This is a genomic window from Bordetella pertussis 18323 (genome assembly GCF_000306945.1).
In the GTDB taxonomy this organism is placed as follows: Bacteria; Pseudomonadota; Gammaproteobacteria; order Burkholderiales; family Burkholderiaceae_B; genus Bordetella; species Bordetella pertussis.
Genome location: NC_018518.1, coordinates 1,945,802 through 1,972,410 on the forward strand (window position 1 = coordinate 1,945,802; position 26,609 = coordinate 1,972,410).

Sequence of the window (26,609 nt, forward strand, 5' to 3'; positions counted from 1 at the left end):
CCGCAAACGGGCCCTGACTTCGCGGCATGAGCGGGTTCGGAGCCTCGTGCGTTTGGCCTGTGCCTGTAGCGGCCGGCCGGCATTACCGGCCGGCCGCCTGTATTCTCACCTGGACTTCCGCTCCATGGAAAAACGCGTCGTATTCGGCCACAAGACACTGCCCTACCTGCTGCTGGCGCCGCAGATCATCATCACCATCGTCTTCTTCTTCCTGCCGGCGGGCCAGGCCATGTGGCAATCCCTGCGCCTGGAAGATGCCTTCGGACTGTCGTCGGAGTTCGTCGGGCTGGCCAACTTCGCCGACCTGTTCTCGCAGCAAAGCTATCTGGACTCCTTCCGCGTCACCGCCGTGTTCTCGGCGCTGGTGGCCTTCGTCGGGCTGGCGGTCTCGCTGCTGCTGGCCGTGATGGCCGACCGCGTGCTGCGCGGCGCCGGCCTGTACAAGACCCTGCTCATCTGGCCCTACGCCGTGGCGCCGGCGGTAGTGGGCGTGCTGTGGCTGTTCCTGTTCTCGCCTTCGGTCGGCATCCTGGCCGTGGCGCTCAACGGCATGGGCGTGAACTGGAACCCCCGCCTCGATGGCGACCAGGCCCTCATCCTGGTGCTGATCGCCGCGGTGTGGAAGCAGATCTCGTACAACTTCCTGTTCTTCCTGGCCGGGCTGCAATCGATCCCGCGCTCGCTGATCGAGGCGGCCGCCATCGACGGCGCCTCACCCGCGCGCCGCTTCTGGACCATCGTGTTTCCCCTGCTCTCGCCCACCACCTTCTTCCTGCTGGTGGTCAATATCATCTACGCGTTCTTCGATACGTTCGCGGTCATCGACACGACCACGCAGGGCGGCCCCGGCACGGCCACTTCCATCCTGGTCTACAAGGTCTACAGCGACGGCTTCCGCGGGCTGGACCTGGGCTCCTCGGCGGCGCAGTCCGTCGTGCTGATGGCCATCGTGGTGGCGCTCACCGTGCTGCAGTTCCGCTACATCGACCGCAAGGTCCAGTATTGAAAGCAGAAGGTCAACAACCATGGTAGAACGTCGTCCCTGGCTGGACATCCTGGCCCACTTCATCCTGCTGTGCGGGGTGGCGCTGGTGGCCTTCCCGATATACGTCACCTTCGTGGCTTCCACGCAGACGGCGCAGGAAGTCGCCTCGGCGCCCATGTCGCTGATTCCCGGCAAGCATTTCGTCGACAACTACATGCAGGCGCTGTTCGCCGGTTCGGGCGGCGGCTCGTACGGCGCGCCGGTGGGCCGCATGATGTATGTAAGCCTGATCATGGCGCTGGCGATCTCGCTGGGCAAGATCGCCATCTCGCTGCTGTCGGCGTTCGCGGTGGTGTATTTCCGCTTCCCCGGCCGCATGTTCTTCTTCTGGATGATCTTCGTCACGCTGATGCTGCCCGTGGAGGTGCGCATCGCGCCCACCTACAAGGTGGTGGCCGACCTGGGCCTGCTCAACAGCTACGCCGGCCTGACGCTGCCGCTGATCGCCTCGGCCACGGCCACCTTCCTGTTCCGCCAGTTCTTCCTGACCGTGCCCGACGAACTGGTCGAGGCCGCGCGCATCGACGGCGCCGGCCCGATGCGGTTCTTCCGCGACGTGCTGCTGCCGCTGTCGCGCACCAGCATCGCGGCCCTGTTCGTGATCCAGTTCATCTATGGCTGGAACCAGTACCTGTGGCCGCTGCTGATCACCACCCAGGAAGACATGTATCCCGTGGTCATCGGCATCAAGCGCATGATCAGCGGGGGCGACAGCGTCACCGAATGGAATATCACCATGGCCACCGCGATCCTGGCCATGATCCCGCCCGCGCTGGTGGTCATCCTGATGCAGAAATGGTTCGTCAAGGGCCTGGTCGACACCGAGAAGTAAGCCGCCGCCCGCCCGCCTTCCGCCCCAGAATCACGCAGACGATTACATCCGTATGGCTACTCTCAGCTTTCGCAACGTCAAGAAAACCTATGCCGGCAACGTGCCGGTGATCCACGGCATCGACATGGACGTCGCCGATGGCGAGTTCATCGTCATCGTCGGCCCGTCGGGCTGCGGCAAATCCACCCTGATGCGCATGGTGGCCGGCCTGGAAACCGTCACCGAGGGCGAGATCCTCATCGACGACAAGGTCGTCAACACGCTGGAGCCGGCCGAGCGCGATATCGCCATGGTGTTCCAGAACTATGCGCTCTACCCGCACATGAGCGTGTTCGACAACATGGCCTACGGCCTGAAGATCCGCAGGCTGCCCAAGGACGAGATCCGCAAGCGCGTCGAGGCCGCCGCGCAGATCCTCGAGCTGGGCAAGCTGCTGGACCGGCGCCCGCGCGCCCTGTCCGGCGGCCAGCGCCAGCGCGTGGCCATGGGCCGCGCCATCGTGCGCGAACCCAAGGTATTCCTGTTCGACGAGCCGCTGTCCAACCTGGACGCCAAGCTGCGCGTGGCGATGCGGCTGGAAATCCTCAAGCTGCATCGCCGCCTGAACACCACCAGCCTGTACGTCACGCACGACCAGGTCGAGGCCATGACGCTGGCGCACCGCATGGTGGTGATGTACCAGGGCGTGCCCGAGCAGATCGGCACACCGATGGAGGTGTTCGAGAAGCCGGCCTCGACCTTCGTGGCGGGCTTCATCGGCTCGCCGCCCATGAATCTGCTGGAAGTCGCCGTGGGCGGCGACGGCATCGTGCATACCAGCGATGGCATCGCGCTCGACATTTCGCCGCTGGCCGTGCCGCAGCAGGTGCGCGGCCGCAAGGTCGTCATGGGCCTGCGTCCCGAGCACATGCTGCTCAACGCGCAGGGCCTGGCCGCCGAAATCGAAATGGTCGAGACACTGGGCTCCGAGCAACTCGTCCATGGCCGCTGCGGCAAGCACATGGTGGTGGTGCGCTGCAGCACCCGCCAGTTTTCCGAGACGCCCGCCCGGGTCGGCGACACGCTGACCATCGGCCCCGACGGCCGCCACCCCCTGCACTGGTTCGAGGCCGATACCGGCCGCCGCGTCGAAGGGCTCTGACGTATTCGGTGCCTGTTCCCGCCGGGCCAAGGTGCCTGTCCCCGCGGGGACAGGCACCCTTGCCGCAGCGGGGACAGGCGCCCGTGCGCGGCGAGCCGCGCGCATGCGCCTTACTTGTACGACGTCTTGCTGCCGTCCTTGTGCCAGGTGAACACCTCGAACTCGAACGCGTTCAAGTCGCCCTGCTTGTTCCACGAGGTCTTGCCGATCGGCGTCTGGAAACTGTTGGCGTGCAGGTACTGGGCCACCTTGGTGGGATCCTCGCTGCCGGCGCCCTTGATGCCGTCGGCGATCACCTGCGTGGCCGCGTAGGCGGTCAGCTGGAACGCGCCGCTGGCGTCGCGCTTCTTGTCCTTGAACGCCTTGACGATCTCGGCGTTGACCGGGTTGAGCGTGAAGTCGGCCGGCAAGGTCAGCAGCATGCCTTCGACGGCGGGACCGGCGATGGCGTTGATGTCCGGGTTGCCCACGCCTTCCGGCCCCATGAACTTGGCATCCAGGCCCTGCTCGGCGCCCTGGCGCAGCAGCAGGCCCATCTCGGGGTGATAGCCGCCGTAGTACACGAAGTCGACCTTGGCGGCCTTCAGCTTGGTGATCACCGCCGAATAATCGCTGTCGCCGGCGTTGATGCCTTCGAAGATGACGACCTTGGTGCCGTTCTTCTCCAGCGTGTCCTTGACGGCGGTGGCGATGCCCTGGCCGTACGACTGCTTGTCGTGGATCACGGCCACCGTCTTGGGCTTGATCTTCTCCAGGATGAACTTGGCCGCCGCCGGGCCCTGCTGGTCGTCGCGGCCGATGGTACGGAAGATGAACTCGTAGTTCTTGCCGTCGGTGACCGCCGGCGAGGTGGCCGAAGGCGTCACCATGACCACGCCTTCATTGTTGTAGATCTCGGTGGCGGCGATGGTCGCGCCCGAGCATACGTGGCCCACCACGAAGCCGATCTTGTCGTTGACCACGCGGTTGGCGGCCACCGGGCCCTGCTTCGGTTCGCAGCCGTCATCGATGACCACGGCCTCCAGCTTCTTGCCGTTGACGCCGCCGGTGGCGTTGATACGCTCGATCGCCGTATCCACGCCCTCGCGCACCATGTCCCCATACTGGGTGACCTGGCCGGTGGTGGGGCCGACCACGGCGATCTTGATCGTCTGCGCGTGGGCGCCGGCCGACATGGCGATACCTGCCGCCATGCCCAGCGCCGCGATCACCGGCGTGAAACGAAATGCCTTGTTCATATGCCTGCTCCTTGGCTTTTAATCATTGATATCGACCGGCCTGGCGCGTGGACCGGCAATGCCCGCCCGCGCCCGGCCTATAGCAGGGCAAGCATACACTGAAAGGCCCTGTTTCCGGGCATGTTGCGGCGCGTCCCGGAAGCCTCGCGCAGCCGTTCGTTATACCCGCGCGCGTATATGCAATGGAGCATTTCTTCGTTTGCGTTCATAAGCGGCGACGGCATCATCACGCCCATGAGACTCCAACCCATCATCGTCCCCGGATGGCAAGGTTCCGGCCCCGGACACTGGCAGACGCACTGGAGCCGCACGCTGCCGCATGCCGTGCGGCTGCAGCAACGCGACTGGCACCAGCCGCAGCGCGCCGAATGGGTCGCGGCCCTGGCCGCCGCCGTCGACGCCGCGCCCACGCCGGTGCTGCTGGTCGCCCATAGCCTGGGCTGCTTGGTCAGCGCGGCGCTGCCGATCGCGCTGCGCGCCAAGGTGGCGGGCGCCCTGCTGGTGGCGCCGGCCGATGTCGAGCGGCCCGGCGCGCCCGCCGCCATCGCCGCCTTCGGCCCGGTGCCGCGGCAATCGCTGCCTTACCAAAGCGTGGTGATCGCCAGCGACGACGATCCCTACTGCCGGCTGGAGCGCGCGCGCCAGTTCGCCCAGGACTGGGGCAGTCGGCTGGTGGTGCTGCAGGGCGCCGGCCATATCAACGCCGACAGCCAATTGGGCGCATGGCCGCAGGGCTTGAAACAACTGGCCGCGCTGCGCCGGCGCGCCTGCTGGCGCATCAGCCCGCCAGCCGAGAAAATCCCGCCAGTGCCCGCCGGCATCATGGCGCCGCCGCGCTACGGCTAGCTGTGAAGATTCAATAGGTTGTATGCATGGTTCATCCGAACCGGATTTGAGAAACTGGAAATCGCCACCCCCCCAGTTCACTCAAGGAGCCCGGCCGGATGAACACCCATAAGCATGCCCGATTGACCTTCCTACGTCGACTCGAAATGGTCCAGCAATTGATCGCCCATCAAGTTTGTGTGCCTGAAGCGGCCCGCGCCTATGGGGTCACCGCGCCGACTGTGCGCAAATGGCTGGGCCGCTTCCTGGCTCAGGGCCAGGCGGGCTTGGCCGATGCGTCCTCGCGCCCGACGGTCTCGCCCCGAGCGATTGCGCCGGCCAAGGCGCTGGCTATCGTGGAGCTGCGCCGCAAGCGGCTGACCCAAGCGCGCATCGCCCAGGCGCTGGGCGTGTCAGCCAGCACCGTCAGCCGCGTCCTGGCCCGCGCCGGTCTGTCGCACCTGGCCGACCTGGAGCCGGCCGAGCCGGTGGTGCGCTACGAGCATCAGGCCCCCGGCGATCTGCTGCACATCGACATCAAGAAGCTGGGACGTATCCAGCGCCCTGGCCACCGGGTCACGGGCAACCGACGCGATACCGTTGAGGGGGCCGGCTGGGACTTCGTCTTCGTGGCCATCGATGACCACGCCCGCGTGGCCTTCACCGACATCCACCCCGACGAGCGCTTCCCCAGCGCCGTCCAGTTCCTCAAGGACGCAGTGGCCTACTACCAGCGCCTGGGCGTGACCATCCAGCGCTTGCTCACCGACAATGGCTCGGCCTTTCGCAGCCGCGCCTTCGCCGCGCTGTGCCATGAGCTGGGCATCAAGCACCGCTTTACCCGACCTTACCGCCCACAGACCAATGGCAAGGCCGAACGCTTCATCCAGTCGGCCTTGCGTGAGTGGGCTTACGCTCACACCTACCAGAACTCCCAACACCGAGCCGATGCCATGAAATCCTGGCTACACCACTACAACTGGCATCGACCCCACCAAGGCATCGGGCGCGCTGTACCCATCTCCAGACTCAACCTGGACGAATACAACCTATTGACAGTTCACACCTAGCCGGGCGGGGCCAACCCCATGTGCCGCAGGAACACCTGCGCCAGCTCGTCGACGCGACGCAGGCCGGGTGCGGCGCCGCCCTGGCCGCCGGCCTGCCAGATCAGGTAATCGGTACGGCCGTCCGGCTCGCCCAGGCGCCGGTACACCTCGGCCATGATGGGCACATGGTCGCCATACACGCACAGGCCTGCCGGGCGCGACAGGCCGCGCATGGCCGCCGCCAGTCCGGTGAACATGGCGTCGGCATTGCGCAGATGCCGCGCATACGCCACCAGGTCGGCGCAGCCAGGCGCAAGCGGCCCGTCCAGCACCGCCGCGGCGTCGGCCGCGTCGACGCTTTCCCAATGCAGCGGACCATAGTTCTCCATGGTGATGACATGCACGTACAACGGCTGGCTGCCCTGCCCGGCCAGCCGCTCGGCCACGTAGCGCGCCAGCGCCGCGTCGGCCACATAGGGCCCGGCGCGCGGCGCGTCGGCGAAGGCGTCCAGGTGCACGAACTCGTCGAAGCCCAGCCAGGGCATGACCCGGTCACGGCCGTAGAAGCTGGCGTGGAAGGGATGCACGCACACCGTGCGGTAGCCGCGCTGGCGCAGATGGCTGGCCAGGCTGGGCTGCGGCTGGCGCAGGCGCCGGTACGGGTTGTAGCGGTGCACGCCCAGCGCCGACGCGGCCAGCCCGGTCAGGAAGGCGAATTCGGTGCGCACCGTATTGGCGCCCCAGGCCGCCACCTCGAGCTGGCCGTGCTCCAGGGCCTCGGCGCGCAGCGCATCCAGGCCGGCCAGCACCTCGGGCTTGAGCGTCCCGAACACGCGCCGCGCGTCGAAGAATGACTCGCTCTGCACGCTGACCAGGTGCGGCAGCGGGCCGGCGCCTGCCGCCGCGGGCGCCGCGCCGAACGGACCGGATCGCATGGCGGGCGTCCAAGGCTGGCGCTCGGCCCTTCCATACAGCCACAGGGTGGCCACCAGACCCAGGCGCCGCAAGTCCTGATCCGCCTCGTAGGTCAGCCCGGCGTCGCGGTGGCCGGCCAGCACAGCCAGCGCCGCGCCGGCAGCCGCCAGCGCCAGCGTGGCGCCCCAGAACGGGGCCGGCGCAGCATGGGCGGCCCAGGCCGCCGTGCGCGCCCCGGTAGCCGAGGACTCCAGCGCCAGTCCGGCCCACAACGCCAGGCCGTACCCGCACGCCAGCAGCAGCGCCGCCGGCCACCCCAGGAACGGCAGGTACAGGCGCGGATGGCGCAGCGCATCGGTGAAGTATTCGAAATCGCTGTAGACGAACGGCTCGCGCAGCACGCGCGCCTTGGCGGCGCTGACCAGCACCAGCACCGCCTCGATGGCCAATACGTTGATCGCGCCGAAGTGCGGCCGGCGAAACAGGGCCAGCTCGAGCGCGAACAGCAGGGTCCAGACGCCGGCATGCAGCAGCAGCATCCAGGCCGGCCGCCGCCATGGCGGCTGCACCGGCGGACGCAGCAATGCCTCCAGCGCCCACGACAGCACCAGTCCGCCGGCCCAGGCGGGCGCCAATGCCAGCCAGAACGTCTCAGCCACCGTAGCCCAGCCAGCGCAGCAGGCGGCTGGAGACCGCCGGGTGCGTAGCGTTCACCTCCTCCAGCCACGCCAGCAGGCGCTCGGTGGCGCGGATGTCGAAAGCCGCCACGCTGAGGGTGGCGCCGCGCTCGCGGCACAGCCCGACCAGCTCGTCGAGCCGCCCCAGGCGCCGGCCTTGCAGGATCAGCCGCACGCCGGGCGCGGCGTACTCCAGCGCCAGCGCCCGGCCAATCTCGCCGCTGGCGCCGGTCAGCAGCACGCATGCCGGCCAGTTCGATCTCATAGCAATTCCTCCAGGGCCGAGCGCGGCGCCGTCAGGCGTCCCACCGCATTGGCCACCGCCAGGTCGATGCCCGGCGCGCAATAAAAGCCGCCGTTGACCTGGGTGGCATGGATCACCACGGCCTGGAACGCGGCGAACAGGGCCGCCTGTGGCGGCGTGGGGTCGCGCCAGAAATCGTCCAGCGTGTGCTGGCAGGTAAGTCCCGGCATGGCGTAGATGGGCTGGCTCAGCGCCAGCGTAGCGCAGCCGGCCGCCAGCGCCGCGCTGCCCACGGTGCTGTTGACCGTCACCACGCCGGCGGCGTGCGCCAGCAAGCCGGGCAGATGCCCGGTCTCCAGGTAGCGCACGCGCCGCTGCAGGCCGTGGCGCCGGGCGGTTTCCGCGGTAACCCGGCGCTGGTCGACGAAGCCCGGATCGAGCGGGTGGTTCTTGACCACCAGCAGGCAGTCCGGCGGCGCGTGGCGCGCGAACGAGGCCATCACCGCATCCTGGACCTCGCGCATATCGCCGTAGGGAGAGTGGTCGCGGATCTGCGCGTCGCTGTCCAGCTGCAGCGGCAGCAGGAAGAAGCGCGCGCGCCGCGCCGCCAGGTCGGCCATGGCGCGGGCGTCCTCGGCGCGCCGGGCGCGCAAGCGCAGGGCCCGCCGCACATAGGCGGCGTACTCGCGCGCCGCGCCATGCGGCGCGTGCGTGCGATAGCGCGGAAACAGCAGCGGGTTCCAGGCGTTGCATGCGTGGTAGGCCACGTCGTGCCAGGCGCGCAGCCAGAACGGCGACCTGAACGCGCGCGGGCTGGCCTGCGGCACGCGCGCGGCGCTGGCGCGATACCACGCCGGATCGCGCGGCAGCGACGAATGCGCGTTCACGCCGCCGCGCTCCAGCGTCACCCAGTGCGGCCGGAAATAACCCTCTTCGAACACATGCACGCGCACGCCGCTCGCGCGGGCCAGCGCGACCGCCGGCCGATGCACCGGCCGGCGGTCGCCGAACAGCACGATGTCGCTGACGGCGTGGCGCTCCAGCAATTCGGCGTAGAAATCGCCGCAGGCCTGCGCCGCGCCGCGATAAGCGTACGCCTGGCCGCCGCGCCAGTACGCCGCGTCGCCCACCGTGTAGTTGACGCGGCGCACCGCATGGCCGCGTTCGCGCAGCGCCCGCCCCAGGCGATCGAAGAACGGCGAGCAGACGCCCTGCAGGAACAGGAACGAGGCGCTCATGCCATGCTCCGGCTCATCGGGCCAGCCACAATGTCTGCAGCTTGCGCACCTGGCGGCGCGCATAGCCGGCGCGCAGCCCTTGCAGGCGGCCTTCGCGCTGCAGGCGTTCGCGCGTCTCGAAAATATGCGTCAGCACCGCCTCGCACGTGGTGTATCCGCGCAGTTCCCAATCCCAGTACAGCGGATAGCGCAGCAGCGTGCCGGCGACCAGCTCGTCCAGGCTCAGCCGGCGGGTGCGCCGGTCGCGCGGCCAATCGGCGGCGCGGTCCTCGGTCAGGCCCCAGCCGGCATAGAACGGCTTGCCGTACGTCACCACGCGCTTGCCGCGCAGCAAGGCGTCGAAGCCCGTCAGCGAGGTCATGGTGTGCACCACGTCGCACGCCTGGATGCAGCTGACCACCGACAGCGCGGACTCGACATGATCGGCATGGCGGCGCGCCTCGCGCAGCGCCACGCGGCCGCGGCGGTTGCGACTGACCACGTCCGGATGCGGCTTGTAGACGATGTAGGCGTCGGGATGCGCGGCGCGCGCGGCCGCCAGCAGGTCCAGGTTGGTGCGGACTTCGTCGCAGCCCAGCCGCACCGACGCATCGTCCTCGACCTGGCCGGGCACCAGCACGATCTCGCGCCCGCGCGCCGGCCAGTCGGCCGGCTGGGGCTGCGCCACGTTGTACTTGGTGATGCCGTGGGCGACCACCAACGCGCGGATGCGCGCCGCGCTGGCCAGCTCTCCCGGGCTGAACCCGCCCCGGTTCAATTCATGCTCCAGATCGCTGGGCTGGCGGGGATCGAAGTAGATGCCCCGCCCGTCCAGCGCCAGGCTCAGCGGCCGGATCAGGTCCGACCCCAGGCCGACCGACCGCAGGAAGCCATCCTCCACGGCCAGCACCGCGCAACCGCTCTGTTCGGCCAGCTCGGCCACGCCGGCGGGCGCCCGGGCGCCCCAATGCACCAGGGCGTCGCCCGCGGCCTGCCGCAGGTCCCGCGCGCGGGCGGCGTCGGCGGCGAACACCGCCTGGCCGGGCTTTAACGCCAGCATGGGCGCCAGCGCGGCCGCCTTCCAGCGGCGCATGCCCACGCCGATCACGCGCGACGGCAGGCGTTGCGCCATGTCGCGCTGGCGCGTCAGCCAGTCGATCACGTCGAAGATCGTGCCGCGGCGATGCAGCACCGGATCCAGGTAGCGGGTGTAGTGGAAATACGCGCCGGCGAACAGCTCCTCGACGCTGCGCGCGCGGCCGCGCCGCTCGCAGCGCTGGCGATCGTCGGTCACGCCCCAGCCGGCATACCAGGGCATGCCGAAGCAGGTCACGGGCTTGTCCAGCATCAGGGCTTCGAACCCCATCTGCGAACTGACCACATAGACCCGGTCCATCTGTTCCAGCAAGGCCAGGGGATTCATGTCGTGGCGCAGCGCCACCGTATCGGCGTCGTCGGTAACCCGCGACAGATAGCCCGACTTGTCGCCGGCCGCCACCTCGGGATGCGTCTTGACGCAGATCAGCGCGCCAGGGCTCTCCGCCCGCGCCGCCGCCAGCATGGCCTCGAAGGTGGCCGCCTCGGCGCAACCCAGGGTCACGCTCATGTCGCCTTCGGTCTGGTCCACCACCAGCACCCGGCGCCGGCCGTCGGCCGGCACGCCGGTGGCCAGGAAGCAGCCCTGGTTGTACTTCGACAGGCGGCGTTCGCGCACCAGCTCCATGGCTTCGGGCACGGCGTCCTCGATGCCGTCGAGCAGCGTGCGCGACGACGCCAGCAGGCACTCCAGCTCGGATTCGCGCGTCGCGTCGTAGTAGATGCCCAGGCGATCGACCACCAGCGACAGAGGCGGAAAATGGCGCCCGGTGCCGAACGAGCGCAGGAAACCGTCTTCCAGCGCAATGTAGGGCACGCCCAGCGAACGGGCGCGGCGCCGCGCCGGCGCGGCGCTGGGGCGCGCGCCCCATCCCGCCACCGCGCGCGGCGCCGCGCCGCCCGGCGGCCAGAAGCGCCGGTAGCGGGTGACCGGCGCGCCCAGCAGCTCCGTCAGGTACGGAATACGCGCGATGCCTGACGAATGAAGCTCGATCATCGCAGGAATTGCGTGTACCAGGGCATGGCGGCTTCCAGCCCGCGCAGGATGTCGTAGGCCGGCTCGTAGCCCAGCAGCTTGCCGGCCTTGCCGATGTCGGCCTGCGAGTGGCGCACGTCGCCGGCGCGGAATTCCGCGTACACCGGCGCCTTCTCGTACGACACGCCCTGCCCGGCCAGCGTGCGCCGCAGGTGCTCGAACAGCTCGGTCAGCGTCGTGCGCGCGTTGTACGCCACGTTGTAGACCTGGTTCGCGCCTTCCGGTGCGGCCATCGCCGCCAGCAGGTTGGCCTGCACCGCGTTCTCCACGAAGCAGAAGTCGCGGCTGGTCTGGCCGTCGCCGTTGATCACGACGTCCTCGCCCTTGATCATCGCCGCCGTCCACTTCGGAATCACCGCCGCGTACGCGCCGTCCGGGTCCTGGCGCTTGCCGAACACGTTGAAGTAGCGCAGCCCCACGCTGGAAAACCCGTACGAGCGCGCGAACACGTCGGCGTACAGCTCGTTGACGTACTTGGTCACCGCGTACGGCGAGAGCGGATTGCCGATGCGCTCCTCCACCTTGGGCAGGTCGGGATGGTCGCCGTAGGTCGAGCTCGAGGCCGCATAGACGAACGCCTGGACCTGCGCATCGCGCGCGGCCACCAGCATGTTCAGGAAACCGCCGATGTTGACCTCGTTGGTCGTGATCGGGTCTTTCAGCGAACGCGGCACCGAACCCAGCGCGGCCTGGTGCAGCACCCGGTCCACGCCCTGCACGGCGCGCTGGCAGGCCGCCAGGTCGCGGATGTCGCCTTCGATGAAGGTGAAGCGCGCCCATTGCTCGGGCGTCACCGCCGCGCGCACCTCGTCCAGGTTGTGCTGGTGTCCCGTGGCGAAGTTGTCCAGCCCCACCACCGCCTGGTCCAGCCCGAGCAACGTCTCGAGCAGGTTCGAGCCGATGAAGCCGGCGCAGCCGGTCACCAGCCATTTCTGGGGTTGGGCCCGCAACTGCGCGCACGTGGTCTCAAAGCGATTCGTCATGGAGTTCCTTCTTACAGCCTCAGGTCGGCCTGCTCGGGGGCCAGCACGTACTTCAGGTCGTACAGGATGTGCTCGGCCTTGCCGAACTTGCGGATCGCCTCGGCGCCCATCTCGACGAACTGGTGGTGCGACACCGCCAGGATGATCGCGTCGTACGCCCCGGCGGCCGGCTTGGCGACCGGCGTGATGCCGTACTCGTGCTCGGCCTCGGCCGGGTCCACCCACGGGTCGTACACGTCCACGTCGACGTGGTACTCGCCCAGCTCGCGCACGATGTCCACCACGCGCGTGTTGCGCAGGTCGGGGCAGTTTTCCTTGAACGTCAGGCCCATCAGCAGCACGCGCGCGCCCTCGACGTGGATGCGGCGCTTGGCCATGGCCTTGACCAGCTGCGAGACCACGTAGCCGCCCATCGAGTCGTTCAGGCGGCGGCCCGCCAGGATGATCTCAGGGTGGTAGCCGATGGCCTGCGCCTTGTGCGTCAGGTAGTACGGATCCACGCCGATGCAGTGCCCGCCCACCAGGCCCGGACGGAACGGCAGGAAGTTCCACTTGGTGCCGGCGGCCTGCAGCACGGCCTCGGTGTCGATGCCCATCTTGTTGAAGATCAGCGCCAGCTCGTTGATCAGCGCGATGTTGACGTCGCGCTGCGTGTTCTCGATCACCTTGGCGGCCTCGGCCACGCGGATGCTCGAGGCCTTGTGGGTGCCGGCCGTGATGATCTCGTTGTACAGCTGGTCGACCAGCTCGGCGACTTCCGGCGTCGAGCCCGAGGTCACCTTCTTGATGGTGTTGACGCGGTGCGCCTTGTCGCCCGGGTTGATGCGCTCGGGGCTGTAGCCGGCGTAGAAGTCCTGGTTGAACTTCAGGCCCGACACGCGCTCGAGCACCGGCACGCAGTCTTCCTCGGTGGCGCCCGGGTACACGGTCGATTCGTAGATCACGATGTCGCCGCGCTTGAGCACCGCGCCGATGGTCTCGCTGGCCTTGACCAGCGGCGTGAGGTCGGGCTGCTTGTACTCGTCGATCGGCGTGGGCACGGTGACGATGAACACATTGGCCTTGCCCAGTTCCTCGCGCTCGGCGGTGTAGCTGAGCTGCGCGGCCCGGGCCAGTTCGTCGTCCTCGACTTCCAGGGTGTGATCGTGGCCGGCCTTGAGCGCGGCGATGCGGCGCTCGTTGATATCGAAGCCGATCACCGGGCGTTTCTTGCCGAACTCCACGGCCAGCGGCAGCCCCACGTATCCGAGGCCGACAACGGCGAGATGAACATCTGCAGGATTGGAAAACTTCTTCGGCATTGGTGCTACCTTCCAGTGAAAATTAGTAAGTACCCACGCGTTGGCCCACGATCAGGACCTGCACGATAGGCGTAATGATCTTTTCCCATTCGTACATGGGCGCATTACTGACATACACCACGTCCTCCGGCAGCAGCTCGAATTGCTTGGCCAGGAACATGGACTCCGGATTGCGCATATTCAGCCTGAACACCATGGGCCGCGGGCGGCCATCGGCGTTGCGGCCGTCCAGGCGAAAAACGAATACCCCGGTGGCGTCGGCCGCGCGGTCGTTCAGGCCTCCGGCCACGCCCAGGGCGTCGAGCAGATTGGTCTGGTTCGACGGCAGTTCGTGCAGGCCCGGCTTGGTAAGGGCCCCCATCGCCACGAAACGCTTCAGGTTCGGTTCGACCACCAGTTCGGAGCGCGGCTCCACCGCCACGTTGCGGCCGTTGAGCAATTGCTGGTAAGGAATGCGCTGCACCTTGCTGCCAGTCCGGATCACTACGTCGGCCTGGTAAGCCGGCAGGGTCGAGCCGCCCGCCTGCGTGATCGCATCCAGCGCCGTCAGCGGGCCCTTGTTGCCGCCGAAGCGTCCCGGGCGCGGCACCGCCCCGGCCACCAGCACCGAATTGGAGCGGTCGTCGGCCAGATCCACCATGACCTGCGGCTGCACCGCCGCGGTATTGCGCAGGCTGCCCTTGACGAGCTGCTCGATCTGCGCCAGCGACTTGCCCTGCACTTTCAGGCGGCCCGCATAGGGCAGCGAGATGCTGCCGTCGGCCGCGACCCGCACGGCTTCGAACACCGTGCCGCCGGCGGCCAGCGGCGCGAACAGTCCGGTCTCCATGCTGTCGGCTACCAGGATGCGCAGCACATCGCCCGGCATCACGCGCATATTGCCCACGTAGCCGTCCGAGGTGGCGCCATCCTTGGACACCGCCTTGACCAGCACATAGGGCGCAATGGTGTCGGCGCGCAGGTCCACCAGGTCGTAGGAGCCGAGCTTGGCGCCGGTCGCGTCGGTCGACCCGCCGTCCATGATGGCCGATCGCGTCGGGCCCGACCCGAAGAGAATGCTGCAGCCCGACAGCAGGGCCAGCAGCGCGATGCTCAGGCAACGTATGAGTCTATGGTTCATGGTCCGTCTTGGTACTCCGGTAGAAACTGGGAAGGCGCCAGCGCGCCGCTCGAAGCGGCCAGCGCGGCCCGGATGCGCGTATGCATGTACCCGGCCAGCACCGGCTCGAACTCCGGCGAATAATGGTTCATGTCGGCGCCGTCGCTGGCCAGCAGGCGCGCTGAAGGCCAATCGGGCGCGGCATCCAGCGGGTCGATCACGTGCACCTGGTGCAGTCCGCGCGCGGCGGCCTTGATGCGCGCCACGTGGCGGACCCGCGCGGCGATGCGGCGCCCGTCGGCGCGCTCGGCGTCGACGTGGGTCACCACCAGCACGGGCTTGCCCAGGCGCAGCGCCAGGTACATCAGGTCGGCGCGCACCACGGCCTCGCTGTCCTCGGCGCAGCGCGCCTCGCGCAGCACGCGCAAGCCGCCCGCCAGCACCGTCTCCTCGGCCTGGTCTCGGTACAGGCCGGCCACGGCCTCGTAGGCTTCGGGCGCCACTTCGCCGGCGCGCACCAGCGAGCGCCACCAGTTGCGGCCTTCGTCGCCCAGCTCGCGCACCAGGTGCTTGACCCACCAGGTTCTTCTGCAGGAACACGCCATTGACGCTCACGCTGCGCTCCGAAGCCGCCTCGACCAGCACCGCGTCGGCCTGCGCCAGTTCGTCGGCGCGCGCCGGCGTCACCACGGGCGTGCGGCCGGCCGGAAACATGAACGGCAGCAGCTGGGAGTCGGGACGCGTCCGGTCGGCCAGCCATTGCACGCGCTGCACCGCCTCGCGCGTACTGTGGATGTAGCCGCTTATCCCGGCCGTCAGCGGCTGCACCAGGCCGCCGTCGTGCAGCAGGCGCGCCGGCCGGTGCACACGGCAACTGCCCAGCACGAAGAGTTTGGGTGGCATGGTCATGGCATCTGGTAGCACCGGACCGTCGATGCAATCATCTGGTTGAGCGAAAAACGCGCCGAGGCCCAGTCGGCCGCCTTGCGCGCGATCCCCGGGTCGGCCGCGCACATGTCGTGGATGCGCGCCAGCGCCTCGGCCACGTCCGGCGCGGTCACCGTGTCGGCCGGCAGGGTAAGCCCCGTCACGCCTTCCTGCACCGCCTCGCCGGCGCCGCCGGCCAGCGTCGTCACCACCGGCACGCCCGAGAACTGCGCCTCGATCAGCACATTGGGCAGCCCTTCGAAGCGCGACAGCAGCAGGAACGCGTTGAACTGTGTCAGCCAGTAGCCCACCCGCCTGGACAGGCCGGTAAACAGGATGCGCTCGCCCATGCCCAGCCGCTGCGCGAACTCCCGCACCGACTCCAGCAGCGGCCCGCCGCCCACCATGATGAAGCGGACATGCGGGTGGCTGGCGGCAAAGCGCTGCGCCGTCTCCACCCACAGGAACGGGCGCTTGTTGTCGTCGACCCGCATGACCGTGCCGACGGTAAAGCGCGCGTCCGAAGTGCGGGCGTCGAACTGCGCCATCATGGCGGTGCAGGCGTCGTCCTGCACCGACTTCAGCGGCGCCAGCCCGTTGTAGACCACCGGAATGCGCCGCTCGTCCACGCCCAGCCAGTCGGCATAGCGATGCGCGGCGAATTGCGAATTGGAACTCAGCGCCACGCCGCGCATCTTCAGCAGTTCCGAATAAATGATGTCGTACTCGACGCGATAGCGGTCCGGCCGGTCCACCGGCGGCATGGTGCGCACCGACAGCACGATGCGCGGCACGCCGGCCAGCAGCGCCGCCAGCGCGCAGGCGAAGATCGAACCGTCCTGCCAGATATGCACCACGCTGGGCACCGACGACCGCATCACGTCGGTCAGCTTGGTCGTTCCCTCGATGATCTGCTTGGGCAGGAAGCGCAGGTACTCGCGGTACGGCGCCAGCAGCGACGAGAACTCGCAGCCGCCCCATGCCTGCATGTCCGAATAGACGGAAACCGGGATGCCGGCGTCGCGCAGCGTGGCGGCGAAGAAATCGGCGCCTTCGCGGCTGCGCAGCGAGCGGCACACGACCTGCACCGGACCCAGCACGCCGTAGCCGGCAATCGATTGCCCCTGCTGGATGGCGCTTTGCATGGCCACGGCGGTGTTGACGAATTGACGCTCGGCGCCGCCGGCGCCCAGCGAGCCATTGATCATCAGCACCGGACCGACGAACGATTCCGGCCCGGCATCGTATTCCGCATTGCGGCGCCGGCCGATCTCCTGCAGCATTTTCTCCAGCACCAGGATGCTGACCGGCACATCGCGCCCATCGCCCTCCACGCCCAGGCGCCGCAACGCGGCCAGGTCGGCATTCAGGTCCACCAGCCGCCGCGTCAGCTTGCGCGCGCCGTCGCCGATGGCGTCCAGCCCCGCCTGCAGCACATCGCGGGCGCGCCACAGCGCGCCGCGGCGCGTCAGCGACTGCGCCCAGCCGACATAGCCGTTCTCGAACTCGGGGTGTTGCCGGGACAGCCGCTCGAAGCAGGCGTCGGCCTGCTCGCTCTGCCCGATTTCGTCCCAGCTCTTGGCTTCCAGCAGGATCTCCCGTGCGCTGCTGCTGCCGCCGGAGAAGTACAGTTCGATCTCGGCGCGCCCGGCTTCGATGCCCTGCTGGCGCTTGACGCCGCGCAGCATGAGGATGAAAGCCTCGGAAGAGTCGGGAAAGCGCTGATGGATGCCGCGCCATACCGCCAGGCCTTCATCGCTGCGGTGGGCCGCCTCCAGCGCCCGCGCCACCAGCACCTGGAACAGCTCGGTATGCGGATAACGCCGGACGTAATCCAGCAGTTCGGGCAAGGCGGCCGCCGGCTTGTGGACCGCCGCATGGCGCTCCAGCACCTGGCGCGCCTGCTGCAACAGCTCGCGGCCGGCTTCTTCCGACTCGCCCGGCTCGGCCAGCGCGGCCTCGAGCAGGTCGAGAATCGTCGGCCCGGACGCCGGGCCGCCGGTCGGGCCGGCCGCGGTATCGGCGCGGCGCGGCTTGCGGATGCGGGACAGAAACGAAAACATGGCGTGATCTCGTTGACGGTTGAACGATGGCTCAGGCGTGGTCCTTGACGGCGTAAACCACCAGCACCGCCACGATCCACAGAATGAAAAGACCCAGCAGGCCCAGCGCGGTATCGGTGAAGCGGCGCGGGTACAGCGACTCGTCGGCCAGCTGCGGCTGCGAGGCGATCACCGTGTACAGCACCTGGCGCGCCGCCAGGCCGCGGGCGTCCTCGAGGGTTTTCAGGGCGCCGGTGTAGTACGCCTCGGCGAATTGCCGCTCGGTCTCGGCCGACTCGTACTCGCGCAGCAGCTTGGACAGCGTGTTGCCGTTCTCGCTGCGCCCACCGCTGATCTGATGGTCATTGAGGTCCTTGAGCTGGCGCATCAGCGCTTCGTGGCGCGCCTTGACGCGCTCGTAGGCCGGGCCGCTGCGCAGCCCGCCACGCCCCATCGCGTCCAGTTCCGCGGCCGCGGTGGCCACGTCGCCGCGCACCTTGGCCGCCAGCTGCAGATTGGCCTCCGCCTCCTTGACGGGGTCCAGCACGCCCGTGCGGGCCCGCAGGTCCTGGACCTGCACCCGTGCCTGCGCCAGGCGCTTTTCGGCGATGCCGACCTCGACGCGGGCGAAGTCCACGCTGTCCTCGCGCGACTTGGCCGACATCTGGTTGACCAGCTTCTCGCTGGCCTGCAGGATCGCCTGGGCCAGTTGCAGCGATTCCTCCGGCGAGAAGGCCCGCACCCGCAGGATGATCGCGCCGGTGGACATGTCGAATTCGATGTCCACCATGCGATTCCATTGCCGCCACAGGCCTTCCTCGGTCTCGTCCTGGTTCATGCCGTACCAGAAATCGATCATCGGCTTGGACCACATCTCGCGCAGGTTCAGTTCCTTGTCCAGCTCCTGTACGATCTGGCGCGATTTCACATAATCGACCACGGCGAACGAATCGACGAACAGCTCGGTCGCCATCGCGCCGCTGCCCATCGACGAATGCCCGTCGCGGTTGGCGCTGGCCTGCTGCATCTGCGAGCCCGCGCGCAGCCCGAAGCGCGCCTCCGAGACATACTGGTCGGACGCAATGAAGAACAGGTACAAGGCCAGCAGCACGCCGGAAATGCCGATCAGCGCGATGGCGGACCAGCGCAGGTAATTGGCGGGCTTGCCCGGCGTCATGCCGGGCAGGCGCGGCCCTGTATAGGTTTTCTCCGTACTAGTCATAGTCGCTTCTGGATTCAGGTGAATTGCCGATCGAATCGGGCTCAGGATTGCTCAGCGTCGACCGTGTCGACGGCCGGCTCGGCCTCGGCCGCCGGCGCGGGCGCGCTCTGCGTGTAGCGCGCGATGGTTTCGTCCAAGGGGCCGTAGTGCGCCATGGCGCCGTGCTGCATGATCACGCCGTGGCTGCAGAAGCGCCGCACCGTGGTGGGCGCGTTGGCCGCCATGATGATGGTGGCGCCGCGCGAGCGCTCGGCGAACACCTCGAGACATTTGCGCTTGAAGTTCACGTCGCCGACCGCGGCCATCTCGTCGACCACGTACACATCGCAGCGCAGCGCCATCGATATGCCGTAGGACAGCCGCGCGCGCATGCTGTTGGCGTAGGTGACCACAGGCAGGTCGAACGACCGCCCCAGTTCAGAGAAGTCGTAGACGAAGCGCTCCACGTCCGGGACATCGCAGCCGTAGATGCGCGCGATGAAGCGCACGTTGTCGCGGCCGGTCATGTTCGAACTGATGCCGCCGGCGAACCCCAGCGGATACGAAATGCTGACCGCCCGCTGCACCGTGCCCGAGTCGGGCAGCTCCATGCCGCAGATCATGCGCAGCAGCACCGATTTTCCCGAGCCGTTGCCGCCCAGGATGGCCAGGTTCTCGCCGCCGCGGAAATCGAACGACACGTCATCGAGAATGCGCCTGATGCCTTTCTTGGAGCGATAGCCCTTGCAGACATTGCGCAGCGAAATGATGGTGTCCTGGTCCATGGCCGTCTCCATCAACGGGTGTGCAGCCGGCGGCGCATGGCGCGCTCCAGGCACAGCCCCAGCACGACGCTGCCCACGGCCCACTTGATCAGATAGCCGCGGTCCAGCGTCAGCGAGCTGAAATGGGTGAAATACCCGGCGCGGAACCACTCGATGGCATGCACCAGCGGATTCCAGACCAGCACGCGGCGCGCCTGCTCCGGCAACGCATCCACCAGGTAGAAGACGCCCGACAGCAGGTACAGCGGGCGGGTCAGCGCCGAATAAAGGTGCTCCCACGACTTGAACAGCATGTTCAGCACCGCGTTGATCAGGCCCATGCCGAAACCCAGCAGGAATGTGAACAGCGCGGCGGCGGCGCACTCTTCCAGGCGCTGCGGCAGGATCAGCTTGCCGCCCAGCATCACCAGGAACAGCAGGATGGCGAACACCGCCACCCAGGTCAGCGCCTGCAGCAAGGCCTTGGCGAACACGATGTCCATGTTGGTGATCGGCGGCAGCCGCAGCAGCGACGCATTCGACGAAATCGACCGTGCCAGCCGCGACGACGTGTGGCTGAACAGGAAGAACGGCATGATGCCGGTGATGAAGAACATCTGCAGGTTGCCGACCGGCGCCTGCCGGCCCCACACCACGTAGATGGTGGACAGCACCGCCACGTGCAGGATCGGCTCGATCAGCGCCCACAGATAACCCAGGCGCGTGCCGCCGAAGCGCACCCGTGTTTCGCGAAATATCAAAGACCCGATCACCCGCGCCTGTACCGTCAGCGCCGAGCTCAAACCTGGGCTCCCGATGCCTGCATCCTTCGCTCCCTTGCGGCGCGCTTAATAACCCGATGGATTATCGGCGCGCCACTTCCATATAAACAAAAACAAAACCGCCCAAAATGTCGGACGGCAGTCGGAACGGGAGAATGATAATTTCGGGGCACCGGCCGTTGATTTCAACATATATCAAATCAACACCATCCATGCGGCGATCAATCGCTTCACAAAAATGGTGTATTGGCGGCCTATAATCCAGGTGCATCACAACCGGGATGTTCCCGGCAAACCAATGCCGCGCATCCGTCGACGGCCGGGCGGCACACTTGCAAGGCCGCCATGCTGCGCACCGCACTGCTTATTAATATTTATCAGAAAAGAGTACAAGCGCTTACCAGCCGCCTGCCGCTGGCGCAGTTGCTGGCGCGCGCCGCCGATAATCCCGCCCTGCTCAACCGGCTGGGTCTGTTCCAGAGCGCCGCGGCCGTCCCGGCGCGCGGCGCCGAACAGGGACTGTGCCGGGCGCGGGCCGCGCTGGAATGCAGCCACGCGGCCCGCCGCCCCGATCCCGCGCGGCTGCGCGCCCGCGTCTCCGACCATGCGCGGCGCCAATACGCCCTGACGCTGGCGCGTCACGACCCCGAAAGCGCGCGCCAATGGCTGGCGCCAACCGACTGGGAACTCGATCTCGCCCTGGACCTGGCTGCCGGCCGCGCTGACCTGGCCTTACACAAGGCAAGGAAATCTGCGAGCAATATTAGTAAATCAAAGAATTTGCATGAAATTCTTGCTGCAGCGCACACCTGCCTGGGGGATTTCTCTGCGGCCAGAAATAATTTATCGCAGCTACTGACAGATTCGCGCATTTACGTGCTGCCCGGCGACACGCCGCTGCGGCCCGCCGATTTCATTGGCCTGGCGCCGATTTCCCCCCGGCCCGTCGCCGCCGGCGCCCCGCTGATAAGCGTCATAATCTGCGCCCGCGACGCCGCGCCTTATATCAACAATGCGCTGCAATCCATACAGGCGCAAACCTATCCTAATATTGAAATCATTGCGATAGATGACGGCTCGACCGATAACACATTTCAACATCTGAGCGCCGCCGCCGCTCAAAATTCGCGTATAAATATCGCCAGGACGAAAAACCACGGCGTATATGCGGCTCGCAATATGGCCCTGCAGCGGGCAAAAGGCGAATTCATTACCTTTCTCGATGCCGACGACATAATGCTGGCCACCCGCCTGCAGGATCAGGCGGCCCTGCTGCAGGCAAGCGGCGCCTGCGCCGCCGTCAGCCGCCTGCTGCGCCTGACGGCCGACGGACAACTGGCCGCCCCGCGCGTGTTTCCCTTCGTCCGGCACAACCCCTGCTCGCTGATGATCCGGCGCGACGCGCTGGCCGTCATCGGGCAGTTCGAGGAAATGCGCTTCGGCGCCGATGAGGAGTACGAGCATCGCATGCAGGTTCTTTTGGGTTTCCACAGCATCGCCCGCAGCCGCGCGGTCCAGACCGTGGCCTTGCACCGGCCGCAGTCGCTGACCCAGCACGGCGCGACCGGCCTGGGCTCCGACCAGGGCAGACAGCGGCGGATCGCCTACCGCGAGACCTGGATGCGGCGCCACGCCAGCCTGGCGCCGCTACGCACGCCCTGACGCCACGCACCACTTTCTTTGCGCCCATGGAACACGACAACAATACCGTACGCCACATGCCCGCCCCGGCCGCTCGCCGGGCGGCCGCGCCGGACCGCCTGCGCCAGCTGACCCAGGAGAACGAGCTGGCCTACTCCCGCCTGGAACAGGAGCGCGCCGCGCGCGTGCAGGCCGAGAAAGACCTCGCCGGCGTCAAGGCGCTGCTGCGCGAAACCAACCAGCAGCTCGCCAAGCAGCGCCGCACGCTGACCTGGCAGTTCGGCGAGGCGGTCACGCGCGCGCGCACGCTGAAGGATTACGTGCTGCTGCCCTACCGCCTGATCAAGCTGTCCGAAGACCATCGCCGCCAGAGCCGCCACGCGCCCGTGGTGCGCAAGCACGCCTCGGCCGCACTGCCCGCCGAAACCGCCAGCGCCATCAAGGAGGCGCTGGAGTACGTCAAGCGGGTGCGCAGCCCCGAGGTCATCCTGTGGATCGGACGCCAGCCGTGGCCGGCCGAAGTACGCGCCAAGGTCTTCTGCGAAGTGGCCAAATGGGCCCGCACCAGCTATCCGCAGATCGCCGAGCAAATCGTCCAGCAACTGCTGGGGCTCGACCCCGCCGCGCCGCACGTGCGCCAGCTCGCATTCAGCCTCTATGACGCCGGCATCGTCGACGCGTCGGCCCAGCTGCTGCGCGCCGCCCGCACCGCCGGGGCCACCTTCAGCACGGCCGAGCGCCTGCGCGCCGAGCGCATCGAACATGCGCAAGGCATCCTGGCCCAATCCATCGAACCCGCCGCGCGCGGCGACTACACCTTCGATTTCGACGCGCAGGGCCCCATCGTCATCCTCTCGCCCGTCTCCATCCTGCAAGGCCGCAACGCCGCCAGCAACGCGCTGCACCGCTTCGCGCTGAGCATGCAGGCCCGCTACGGCGACACCATGGTCATCAGCCTGGCCGCTCAGCACGCCGAATCCGCCGACGCCGCGCCCGGCCAGCAGGCCGACGCCGCGCTGCATGCGCGCACCGGGCTGGTCGTCGATGGCGTCGCGTACCGCCATGCGCCGGCCATATCGCGCCAGACGCCGTCGTTCCAGGACGTGTGCGCGGCCATGGCCGAAACGGTGCTGGCCGCCACGGTGCGCCAGCAGCCGCGCGCGGTGCTGGCCTGGGACGACGCCTATTGCGCGCTGGGGGCCAGCGCGGCGGCCCAGACCCTGCGCGTGCCCTATGGACTGGTGCTGCAAAGCCTGGACTTCTTCCAGAAGACGGCGGCCAACCATCTGCTGTCCGAGCGCGCGCGCGTCGACCTCAATCTGTTGACCCTGGCGGCGCGCCAGGCGGATCTGCTGGCCTTGGGCTCCCCGGCGCTGCAAGGCGCGCTGGAGAACCTGCTGGACGGCTCGCGCCCGGTCGCGCTGGTGCCGCCGCTGCCCCTGCCGCCGATGAATCACCGCAAGGAAGCTCCCCCGGACCTGGCCGCCACGCTGCGCCGCCTGGAGGGCAAGCGGGTGTTCGCCGTGACCGAGGACGAGCCGGCCGTGGCGACGGCGCGCGCGCTGATCGATCTGTATGCGGAAATCTCGTTCGTGCAGCCCGATGCCGTCTTGCTGGTCATGTCCAACGGCAAGGCTGCCGCCGCGATGCGCCACCATGCCGTGGCGATCGGCCTGCAGGAAGGCCAGGTGGTATTCGCTCCGCCGGCCAGCGACGCCATCTCGCGCGAGCAATTGCTGCGGCGCGTCGAGATCGCCCTGTTCCCCTACGTCGACAACCGCGCCGAAGTCAGCCTGGTGCCGTCGGCCGCGGCCCTGCTCGAATGCATGGCGCTGGGCGTGTGTCCCGCCGTCGGCCCGGCGCCCGCCTACGCCGCCCATGTGGAGGCTGGCCGCAACGGCGTGCCGATCGACCTGAACGCGCCCGCCGCCGAAACCGCCGCGCACCTGCAGCAGGTGCTGGGCGAGGCCGGCGAGCTGGGCAAGCGCGCGCGCGAAAGCGTGCAGCGCGATCTGCCCTGGCACGACTACGACGAGGCCATCGGCGCCCTGCTGCTGCAGGCCGCCACGCCGCAGCCGCACATACTCGGCCGGCGCGCCGAACCGCAATTGCTGCACCTGAAGGTGTCGTAAGCCATGCCAGCCCCGAGCCCCGCCATGCGTCGCGCCGGACCGGCCCAAGGCAAAAGCCCGTCCAGCACGACGGCGCCCGCGCGGCGGGCACGGCGCGGGGCCTCTTTTTCCCTGCTGTTAAGAAGGAGTATTGACCCGTGATTATTTCAACAATAGGTTCGTGCCGCGTGGCCGGCCCCGTGACCAAGCTCCAGGCGCAGCGTAGTTTCGTACTGGATAACCGGCTGTTGTACGGATTCACCCACAACACCAAGGAAACCATCCAGGCCATCCGCTTCATGCGCGGCGAGCTGCGCTTGCCCGAAAGCCTGTGGCCCTTCATTTCTGACCAGCCGTTTCGCAACGGCAACAGCACCCCGCCCCCCCAGGACGCCCATTACGTGGTCGAGATCAGCTCCGTGAAGGTGCTCGAGCTCGACGGCCTGTACCTGCAGCTGGTGCGCTTCAAGGAAGCGCTCAGCGTCTGCCCGGACCTGCGCAAGATCTTCTTCGACCACCCTGGCGCCGATCAGCGCGGCCAGCGCCTGCAGCTGCTGCAGGCCACGCCCTCGTTCGCCCGCCTGGCCACCCATATCCAGCATGCCCTGACGCACACCGTCGTGCGCAGCCAGACCGCCGCCGAGATCGAGGAAGACCTGCACGCCATCGCCCAGCTGCTGGGGCCGAAGCTGGTGCTGGTGACGCATTGCAATGCCAAGAACGCCACCGGCGAACTGATCGCCGAACGCGCCAAGATGGTGGCCCGCGTGGCCCAGGCCGCCGCCCGCCTGGGCCTGGTCTCGGTCGACCCGGGCGCGCTGCTGGCCGGCTTCGGCCAGGAACGTGGCATGCCCGACGAAGGCCTGGACACCGCCCACTACACACCGGCCTTCGCCAAGCTGGTGGGCAAGGAAATCAGCGACAAGCTGCTCGGCCCCGCCATCACCGACGATGCCGCCGACAGCCTGCACAACCTGGACTTCCGCGCGTGCATGGAGCGCTCCAAGCAGTCGGCCCAGGCGCACGAATGGGACCTCGCGCTGCTCTTCGCCAACCGCGCCATCGAGCTCAAGCCCGGCAGCGGCTCGGCCTACGTGCTGCGCGCGCGCGCCGTCACGGCGCTGGACCAGACCGAGGACATGCTCGAAGCCTGGTCTCTGGCCCTGGCCACCGACAGCAACCGCACCCCGTACGTGCTGCGCCAGGCCGCCGAGGCCGCGTTCTACATGCGCGACCATGAGCGCGCCCGCGAATGGGCCGAAGCCTCGCTGCAGAAAGAGGACGACGACAAGACCGCCCTGCTGCTGGGCCGCATCTATACCCGCCTGGGCATGAACACGCAGGCCGAACAGGTGTTCCGCCGCTGCGCCGCCAGCGATCCGGCCCGCAGCCTGCGCTTCGCCGCGCGCGCCCATACCCCGCTGGCCGACGCCGCCAGCATGGTCAATGCCCTGACCACCACGCCGGCGGCCGATCCCGGCAGCGTCGACGGCGTGCGCCAGACGGTGCTCAAGCGCGCCACGCGCGAAGTCCGGCACGCCGGACGCGCCGGCGCCCTGCTGCCCTCGCTGGGCGCCTTCTACGCCGTGCGCACCCTGCCCTCGGAACATGGCGCCGCGCACGACGCCGACCTGATCAACCAGGCCTACCGCCGCCTGCTGCGGGCCTACGAGGACACGCCCGAGTACCAGAACAGCGACGAAGCCATCGCGCTGCTTGCCGACCTGGCGGCGCTGCCGGAGGTCGATCCGCGCTACATCCAGCGCGCCGCCAAGATGCTGCACGCGCACGGCCGCAAGCAGGCCGCCACCAAGTGCTGGGAGCACCTCGCCGGCGCCGAGCTGCCGGCCGGCCGCGATACCGTGGCCCTGGCCGCCAGCAAGCTGTCGCAACTCGAGGCGCACCGCACCGCCGCCTCCGTGTACCGCCGCCTGGCCAACAGCGGCGCCATGGACACGGCCACGGCCCAGGAGTACATCGACAAATGCCTGCGCGCCCTGGCCCGCAGCGTGCGGGCATGCATCACCGAGGAACGCCTGCGCGACGCCGAGCAGGCCGGCGGCTTTCGCTCAAATTGCCGGTGCGCAGGTTCTGCACTGCAAGCTCGATGTTGGCGTCGCGGTCCAGCGGGCTGGCCTCGATGATGCGCTGGGCGCTGGCCATGAGGTCTGCCGGGGTGGCCTCCTGCGCCCGCTGCGAACGGAATTCGCGCTTGTGGGCTTCGGACAGCGAGCGTTGCAGCGAGGTCAGGCCGGCGTAGCCGGGGTCGATTTCGCGGATCGACGCCCCAAGCATCCTGGAGCGCTTCCTGCAAAGTGCGCCCGCCTGAGTCCTGGCTCGGCGCGTTCGTCCCCCATGCGGGGGCAGGCGTGAAGTTTGCGGGTGCCAGTCCCCATGCGGGGACAGGCACCCGGCAAGAAAAAAGCCGGCATCTCTCGATGCCG

General features: G+C 68.2%; 20 protein-coding genes and 1 pseudogene. 8 read left to right on the plus strand and 13 right to left on the minus strand.

The window, feature by feature from the left end; all coding sequences use genetic code 11:
• Positions 1–124 precede the first annotated feature (124 nt).
• The 3 genes from ugpA to BN118_RS09215 are packed head-to-tail and all read left to right on the plus strand — an operon-like array spanning position 125 to position 3,018.
• Positions 125–1,006, plus strand: coding sequence for a sn-glycerol-3-phosphate ABC transporter permease UgpA (gene ugpA, locus BN118_RS09205; RefSeq protein ID WP_003811262.1), 882 nt, complete (start codon positions 125–127; stop codon positions 1,004–1,006).
• 19 nt (positions 1,007–1,025) lie between these two features.
• The gene (ugpE, locus tag BN118_RS09210) at positions 1,026–1,877 is read left to right on the plus strand and encodes a sn-glycerol-3-phosphate ABC transporter permease UgpE (RefSeq protein ID WP_003811259.1); all 852 of its coding nucleotides are present in this window, start codon (positions 1,026–1,028) and stop codon (positions 1,875–1,877) included.
• 52 nt (positions 1,878–1,929) lie between these two features.
• Positions 1,930–3,018, plus strand: coding sequence for a sn-glycerol-3-phosphate import ATP-binding protein UgpC (locus tag BN118_RS09215; RefSeq protein WP_010930289.1), 1,089 nt, complete (start codon positions 1,930–1,932; stop codon positions 3,016–3,018).
• 110 nt (positions 3,019–3,128) lie between these two features.
• On the opposite strand, the gene BN118_RS09220 is transcribed toward BN118_RS09215, so the two are convergent.
• The gene (locus BN118_RS09220; protein ID WP_010930290.1) at positions 3,129–4,256 is read right to left on the minus strand and encodes a branched-chain amino acid ABC transporter substrate-binding protein; all 1,128 of its coding nucleotides are present in this window, start codon (positions 4,254–4,256) and stop codon (positions 3,129–3,131) included.
• Between the two features lie 234 nt (positions 4,257–4,490).
• Between BN118_RS09220 and BN118_RS09225 the strand changes: the two genes are divergently transcribed.
• Together BN118_RS09225 and BN118_RS09230 are read left to right on the plus strand one after the other, a co-directional pair.
• Positions 4,491–5,102: an RBBP9/YdeN family alpha/beta hydrolase gene (locus BN118_RS09225; RefSeq protein WP_003811244.1), complete on the plus strand. Its 612-nt coding sequence runs from the start codon at positions 4,491–4,493 to the stop codon at positions 5,100–5,102.
• Positions 5,103–5,200: 98 nt separating this feature from the next.
• A complete protein-coding gene (locus tag BN118_RS09230; RefSeq protein WP_005013747.1) occupies positions 5,201–6,151 on the plus strand; it encodes an IS481-like element IS481 family transposase in 951 nt (316 codons plus the stop codon).
• Here the strand turns inward: BN118_RS09230 and BN118_RS09235 are convergent.
• From BN118_RS09235 to BN118_RS09290, 12 genes and pseudogenes are all read right to left on the minus strand, one after another.
• Positions 6,148–7,704 (minus strand): LTA synthase family protein, encoded by a 1,557-nt coding sequence (locus BN118_RS09235; RefSeq protein WP_014905762.1) that lies wholly within the window; start codon positions 7,702–7,704, stop codon positions 6,148–6,150. The two genes, BN118_RS09230 and BN118_RS09235, sit on opposite strands and share 4 nt — an antisense overlap.
• Positions 7,697–7,987, minus strand: a complete 291-nt coding sequence (locus BN118_RS09240; protein ID WP_227915006.1) for an SDR family NAD(P)-dependent oxidoreductase — start codon at positions 7,985–7,987, stop codon at positions 7,697–7,699. Before BN118_RS09240 ends, BN118_RS09235 begins: the two co-directional genes overlap by 8 nt.
• Entirely contained in the window at positions 7,984–9,204 is a 1,221-nt protein-coding gene (locus tag BN118_RS09245; RefSeq protein WP_003811233.1) for a capsule biosynthesis protein, read from the minus strand. Before BN118_RS09245 ends, BN118_RS09240 begins: the two co-directional genes overlap by 4 nt.
• Positions 9,205–9,217: 13 nt before the next feature.
• Complete coding sequence (locus tag BN118_RS09250; protein WP_014905763.1) at positions 9,218–11,275, minus strand: capsular polysaccharide biosynthesis protein; 2,058 nt, start codon at positions 11,273–11,275, stop codon at positions 9,218–9,220.
• Positions 11,272–12,297: an SDR family oxidoreductase gene (locus BN118_RS09255; protein ID WP_010930472.1), complete on the minus strand. Its 1,026-nt coding sequence runs from the start codon at positions 12,295–12,297 to the stop codon at positions 11,272–11,274. Before BN118_RS09255 ends, BN118_RS09250 begins: the two co-directional genes overlap by 4 nt.
• 11 nt (positions 12,298–12,308) lie before the next feature.
• Positions 12,309–13,598 carry a Vi polysaccharide biosynthesis UDP-N-acetylglucosamine C-6 dehydrogenase TviB gene (tviB, locus tag BN118_RS09260; protein WP_010930471.1) on the minus strand — a complete coding sequence of 430 codons (1,290 nt, stop codon included), beginning with the start codon at positions 13,596–13,598 and terminating at the stop codon, positions 12,309–12,311.
• Between the two features lie 22 nt (positions 13,599–13,620).
• Complete coding sequence (locus BN118_RS09265; protein WP_014905764.1) at positions 13,621–14,718, minus strand: polysaccharide biosynthesis/export family protein; 1,098 nt, start codon at positions 14,716–14,718, stop codon at positions 13,621–13,623.
• A pseudogene (locus BN118_RS09270) lies at positions 14,715–15,606 on the minus strand (capsular biosynthesis protein). The gene BN118_RS09265 and the pseudogene BN118_RS09270 overlap by 4 nt, the downstream one beginning before the upstream one ends.
• The gene (locus tag BN118_RS09275) at positions 15,603–17,687 is read right to left on the minus strand and encodes a glycosyltransferase (protein WP_014905765.1); all 2,085 of its coding nucleotides are present in this window, start codon (positions 17,685–17,687) and stop codon (positions 15,603–15,605) included. The pseudogene BN118_RS09270 and the gene BN118_RS09275 overlap by 4 nt, the downstream one beginning before the upstream one ends.
• A 31-nt stretch (positions 17,688–17,718) precedes the next feature.
• Positions 17,719–18,888 (minus strand): capsule polysaccharide transporter, encoded by a 1,170-nt coding sequence (locus BN118_RS09280; RefSeq protein WP_010930468.1) that lies wholly within the window; start codon positions 18,886–18,888, stop codon positions 17,719–17,721.
• 41 nt (positions 18,889–18,929) lie between these two features.
• A complete protein-coding gene (locus tag BN118_RS09285) occupies positions 18,930–19,664 on the minus strand; it encodes an ABC transporter ATP-binding protein (protein ID WP_014905766.1) in 735 nt (244 codons plus the stop codon).
• Entirely contained in the window at positions 19,664–20,434 is a 771-nt protein-coding gene (locus BN118_RS09290) for an ABC transporter permease (RefSeq protein WP_010930466.1), read from the minus strand. Before BN118_RS09290 ends, BN118_RS09285 begins: the two co-directional genes overlap by 1 nt.
• A gap of 324 nt (positions 20,435–20,758) precedes the next feature.
• Between BN118_RS09290 and BN118_RS19485 the strand changes: the two genes are divergently transcribed.
• The 3 genes from BN118_RS19485 (at position 20,759) to BN118_RS09305 (ending at position 26,309) form a co-directional block, all read left to right on the plus strand.
• A complete protein-coding gene (locus BN118_RS19485) occupies positions 20,759–22,075 on the plus strand; it encodes a glycosyltransferase family A protein (RefSeq protein WP_080019431.1) in 1,317 nt (438 codons plus the stop codon).
• A gap of 26 nt (positions 22,076–22,101) precedes the next feature.
• A complete protein-coding gene (locus BN118_RS09300; RefSeq protein ID WP_010930464.1) occupies positions 22,102–24,186 on the plus strand; it encodes a glycosyltransferase in 2,085 nt (694 codons plus the stop codon).
• Between the two features lie 137 nt (positions 24,187–24,323).
• Positions 24,324–26,309, plus strand: coding sequence for a hypothetical protein (locus BN118_RS09305; protein ID WP_010930463.1), 1,986 nt, complete (start codon positions 24,324–24,326; stop codon positions 26,307–26,309).
• Positions 26,310–26,609 lie beyond the last annotated feature (300 nt).

Bases quoted from the DNA above. Each gene is read 5' to 3' on its own strand.
- BN118_RS09220 (WP_010930290.1), bottom strand. From the start codon at position 4,256: ATGAACAAGGCATTTCGTTTCACGCCGGTGATCGCGGCGCTGGGCATG.
- BN118_RS09275 (WP_014905765.1), bottom strand. From the start codon at position 17,687: ATGTTTTCGTTTCTGTCCCGCATCCGCAAGCCGCGCCGCGCCGATACC.
- BN118_RS09285 (WP_014905766.1), bottom strand. From the start codon at position 19,664: ATGGAGACGGCCATGGACCAGGACACCATCATTTCGCTGCGCAATGTC.
- BN118_RS09255 (WP_010930472.1), bottom strand. From the start codon at position 12,297: ATGACGAATCGCTTTGAGACCACGTGCGCGCAGTTGCGGGCCCAACCC.
- BN118_RS19485 (WP_080019431.1), top strand. From the start codon at position 20,759: ATGCTGCGCACCGCACTGCTTATTAATATTTATCAGAAAAGAGTACAA.
- BN118_RS09265 (WP_014905764.1), bottom strand. From the start codon at position 14,718: ATGAACCATAGACTCATACGTTGCCTGAGCATCGCGCTGCTGGCCCTG.
- BN118_RS09225 (WP_003811244.1), top strand. From the start codon at position 4,491: ATGAGACTCCAACCCATCATCGTCCCCGGATGGCAAGGTTCCGGCCCC.
- BN118_RS09280 (WP_010930468.1), bottom strand. From the start codon at position 18,888: ATGACTAGTACGGAGAAAACCTATACAGGGCCGCGCCTGCCCGGCATG.
- BN118_RS09250 (WP_014905763.1), bottom strand. From the start codon at position 11,275: ATGATCGAGCTTCATTCGTCAGGCATCGCGCGTATTCCGTACCTGACG.
- BN118_RS09300 (WP_010930464.1), top strand. From the start codon at position 22,102: ATGGAACACGACAACAATACCGTACGCCACATGCCCGCCCCGGCCGCT.
- tviB (WP_010930471.1), bottom strand. From the start codon at position 13,598: ATGCCGAAGAAGTTTTCCAATCCTGCAGATGTTCATCTCGCCGTTGTC.
- BN118_RS09230 (WP_005013747.1), top strand. From the start codon at position 5,201: ATGAACACCCATAAGCATGCCCGATTGACCTTCCTACGTCGACTCGAA.
- ugpE (WP_003811259.1), top strand. From the start codon at position 1,026: ATGGTAGAACGTCGTCCCTGGCTGGACATCCTGGCCCACTTCATCCTG.
- BN118_RS09245 (WP_003811233.1), bottom strand. From the start codon at position 9,204: ATGAGCGCCTCGTTCCTGTTCCTGCAGGGCGTCTGCTCGCCGTTCTTC.
- BN118_RS09215 (WP_010930289.1), top strand. From the start codon at position 1,930: ATGGCTACTCTCAGCTTTCGCAACGTCAAGAAAACCTATGCCGGCAAC.
- BN118_RS09240 (WP_227915006.1), bottom strand. From the start codon at position 7,987: ATGAGATCGAACTGGCCGGCATGCGTGCTGCTGACCGGCGCCAGCGGC.
- ugpA (WP_003811262.1), top strand. From the start codon at position 125: ATGGAAAAACGCGTCGTATTCGGCCACAAGACACTGCCCTACCTGCTG.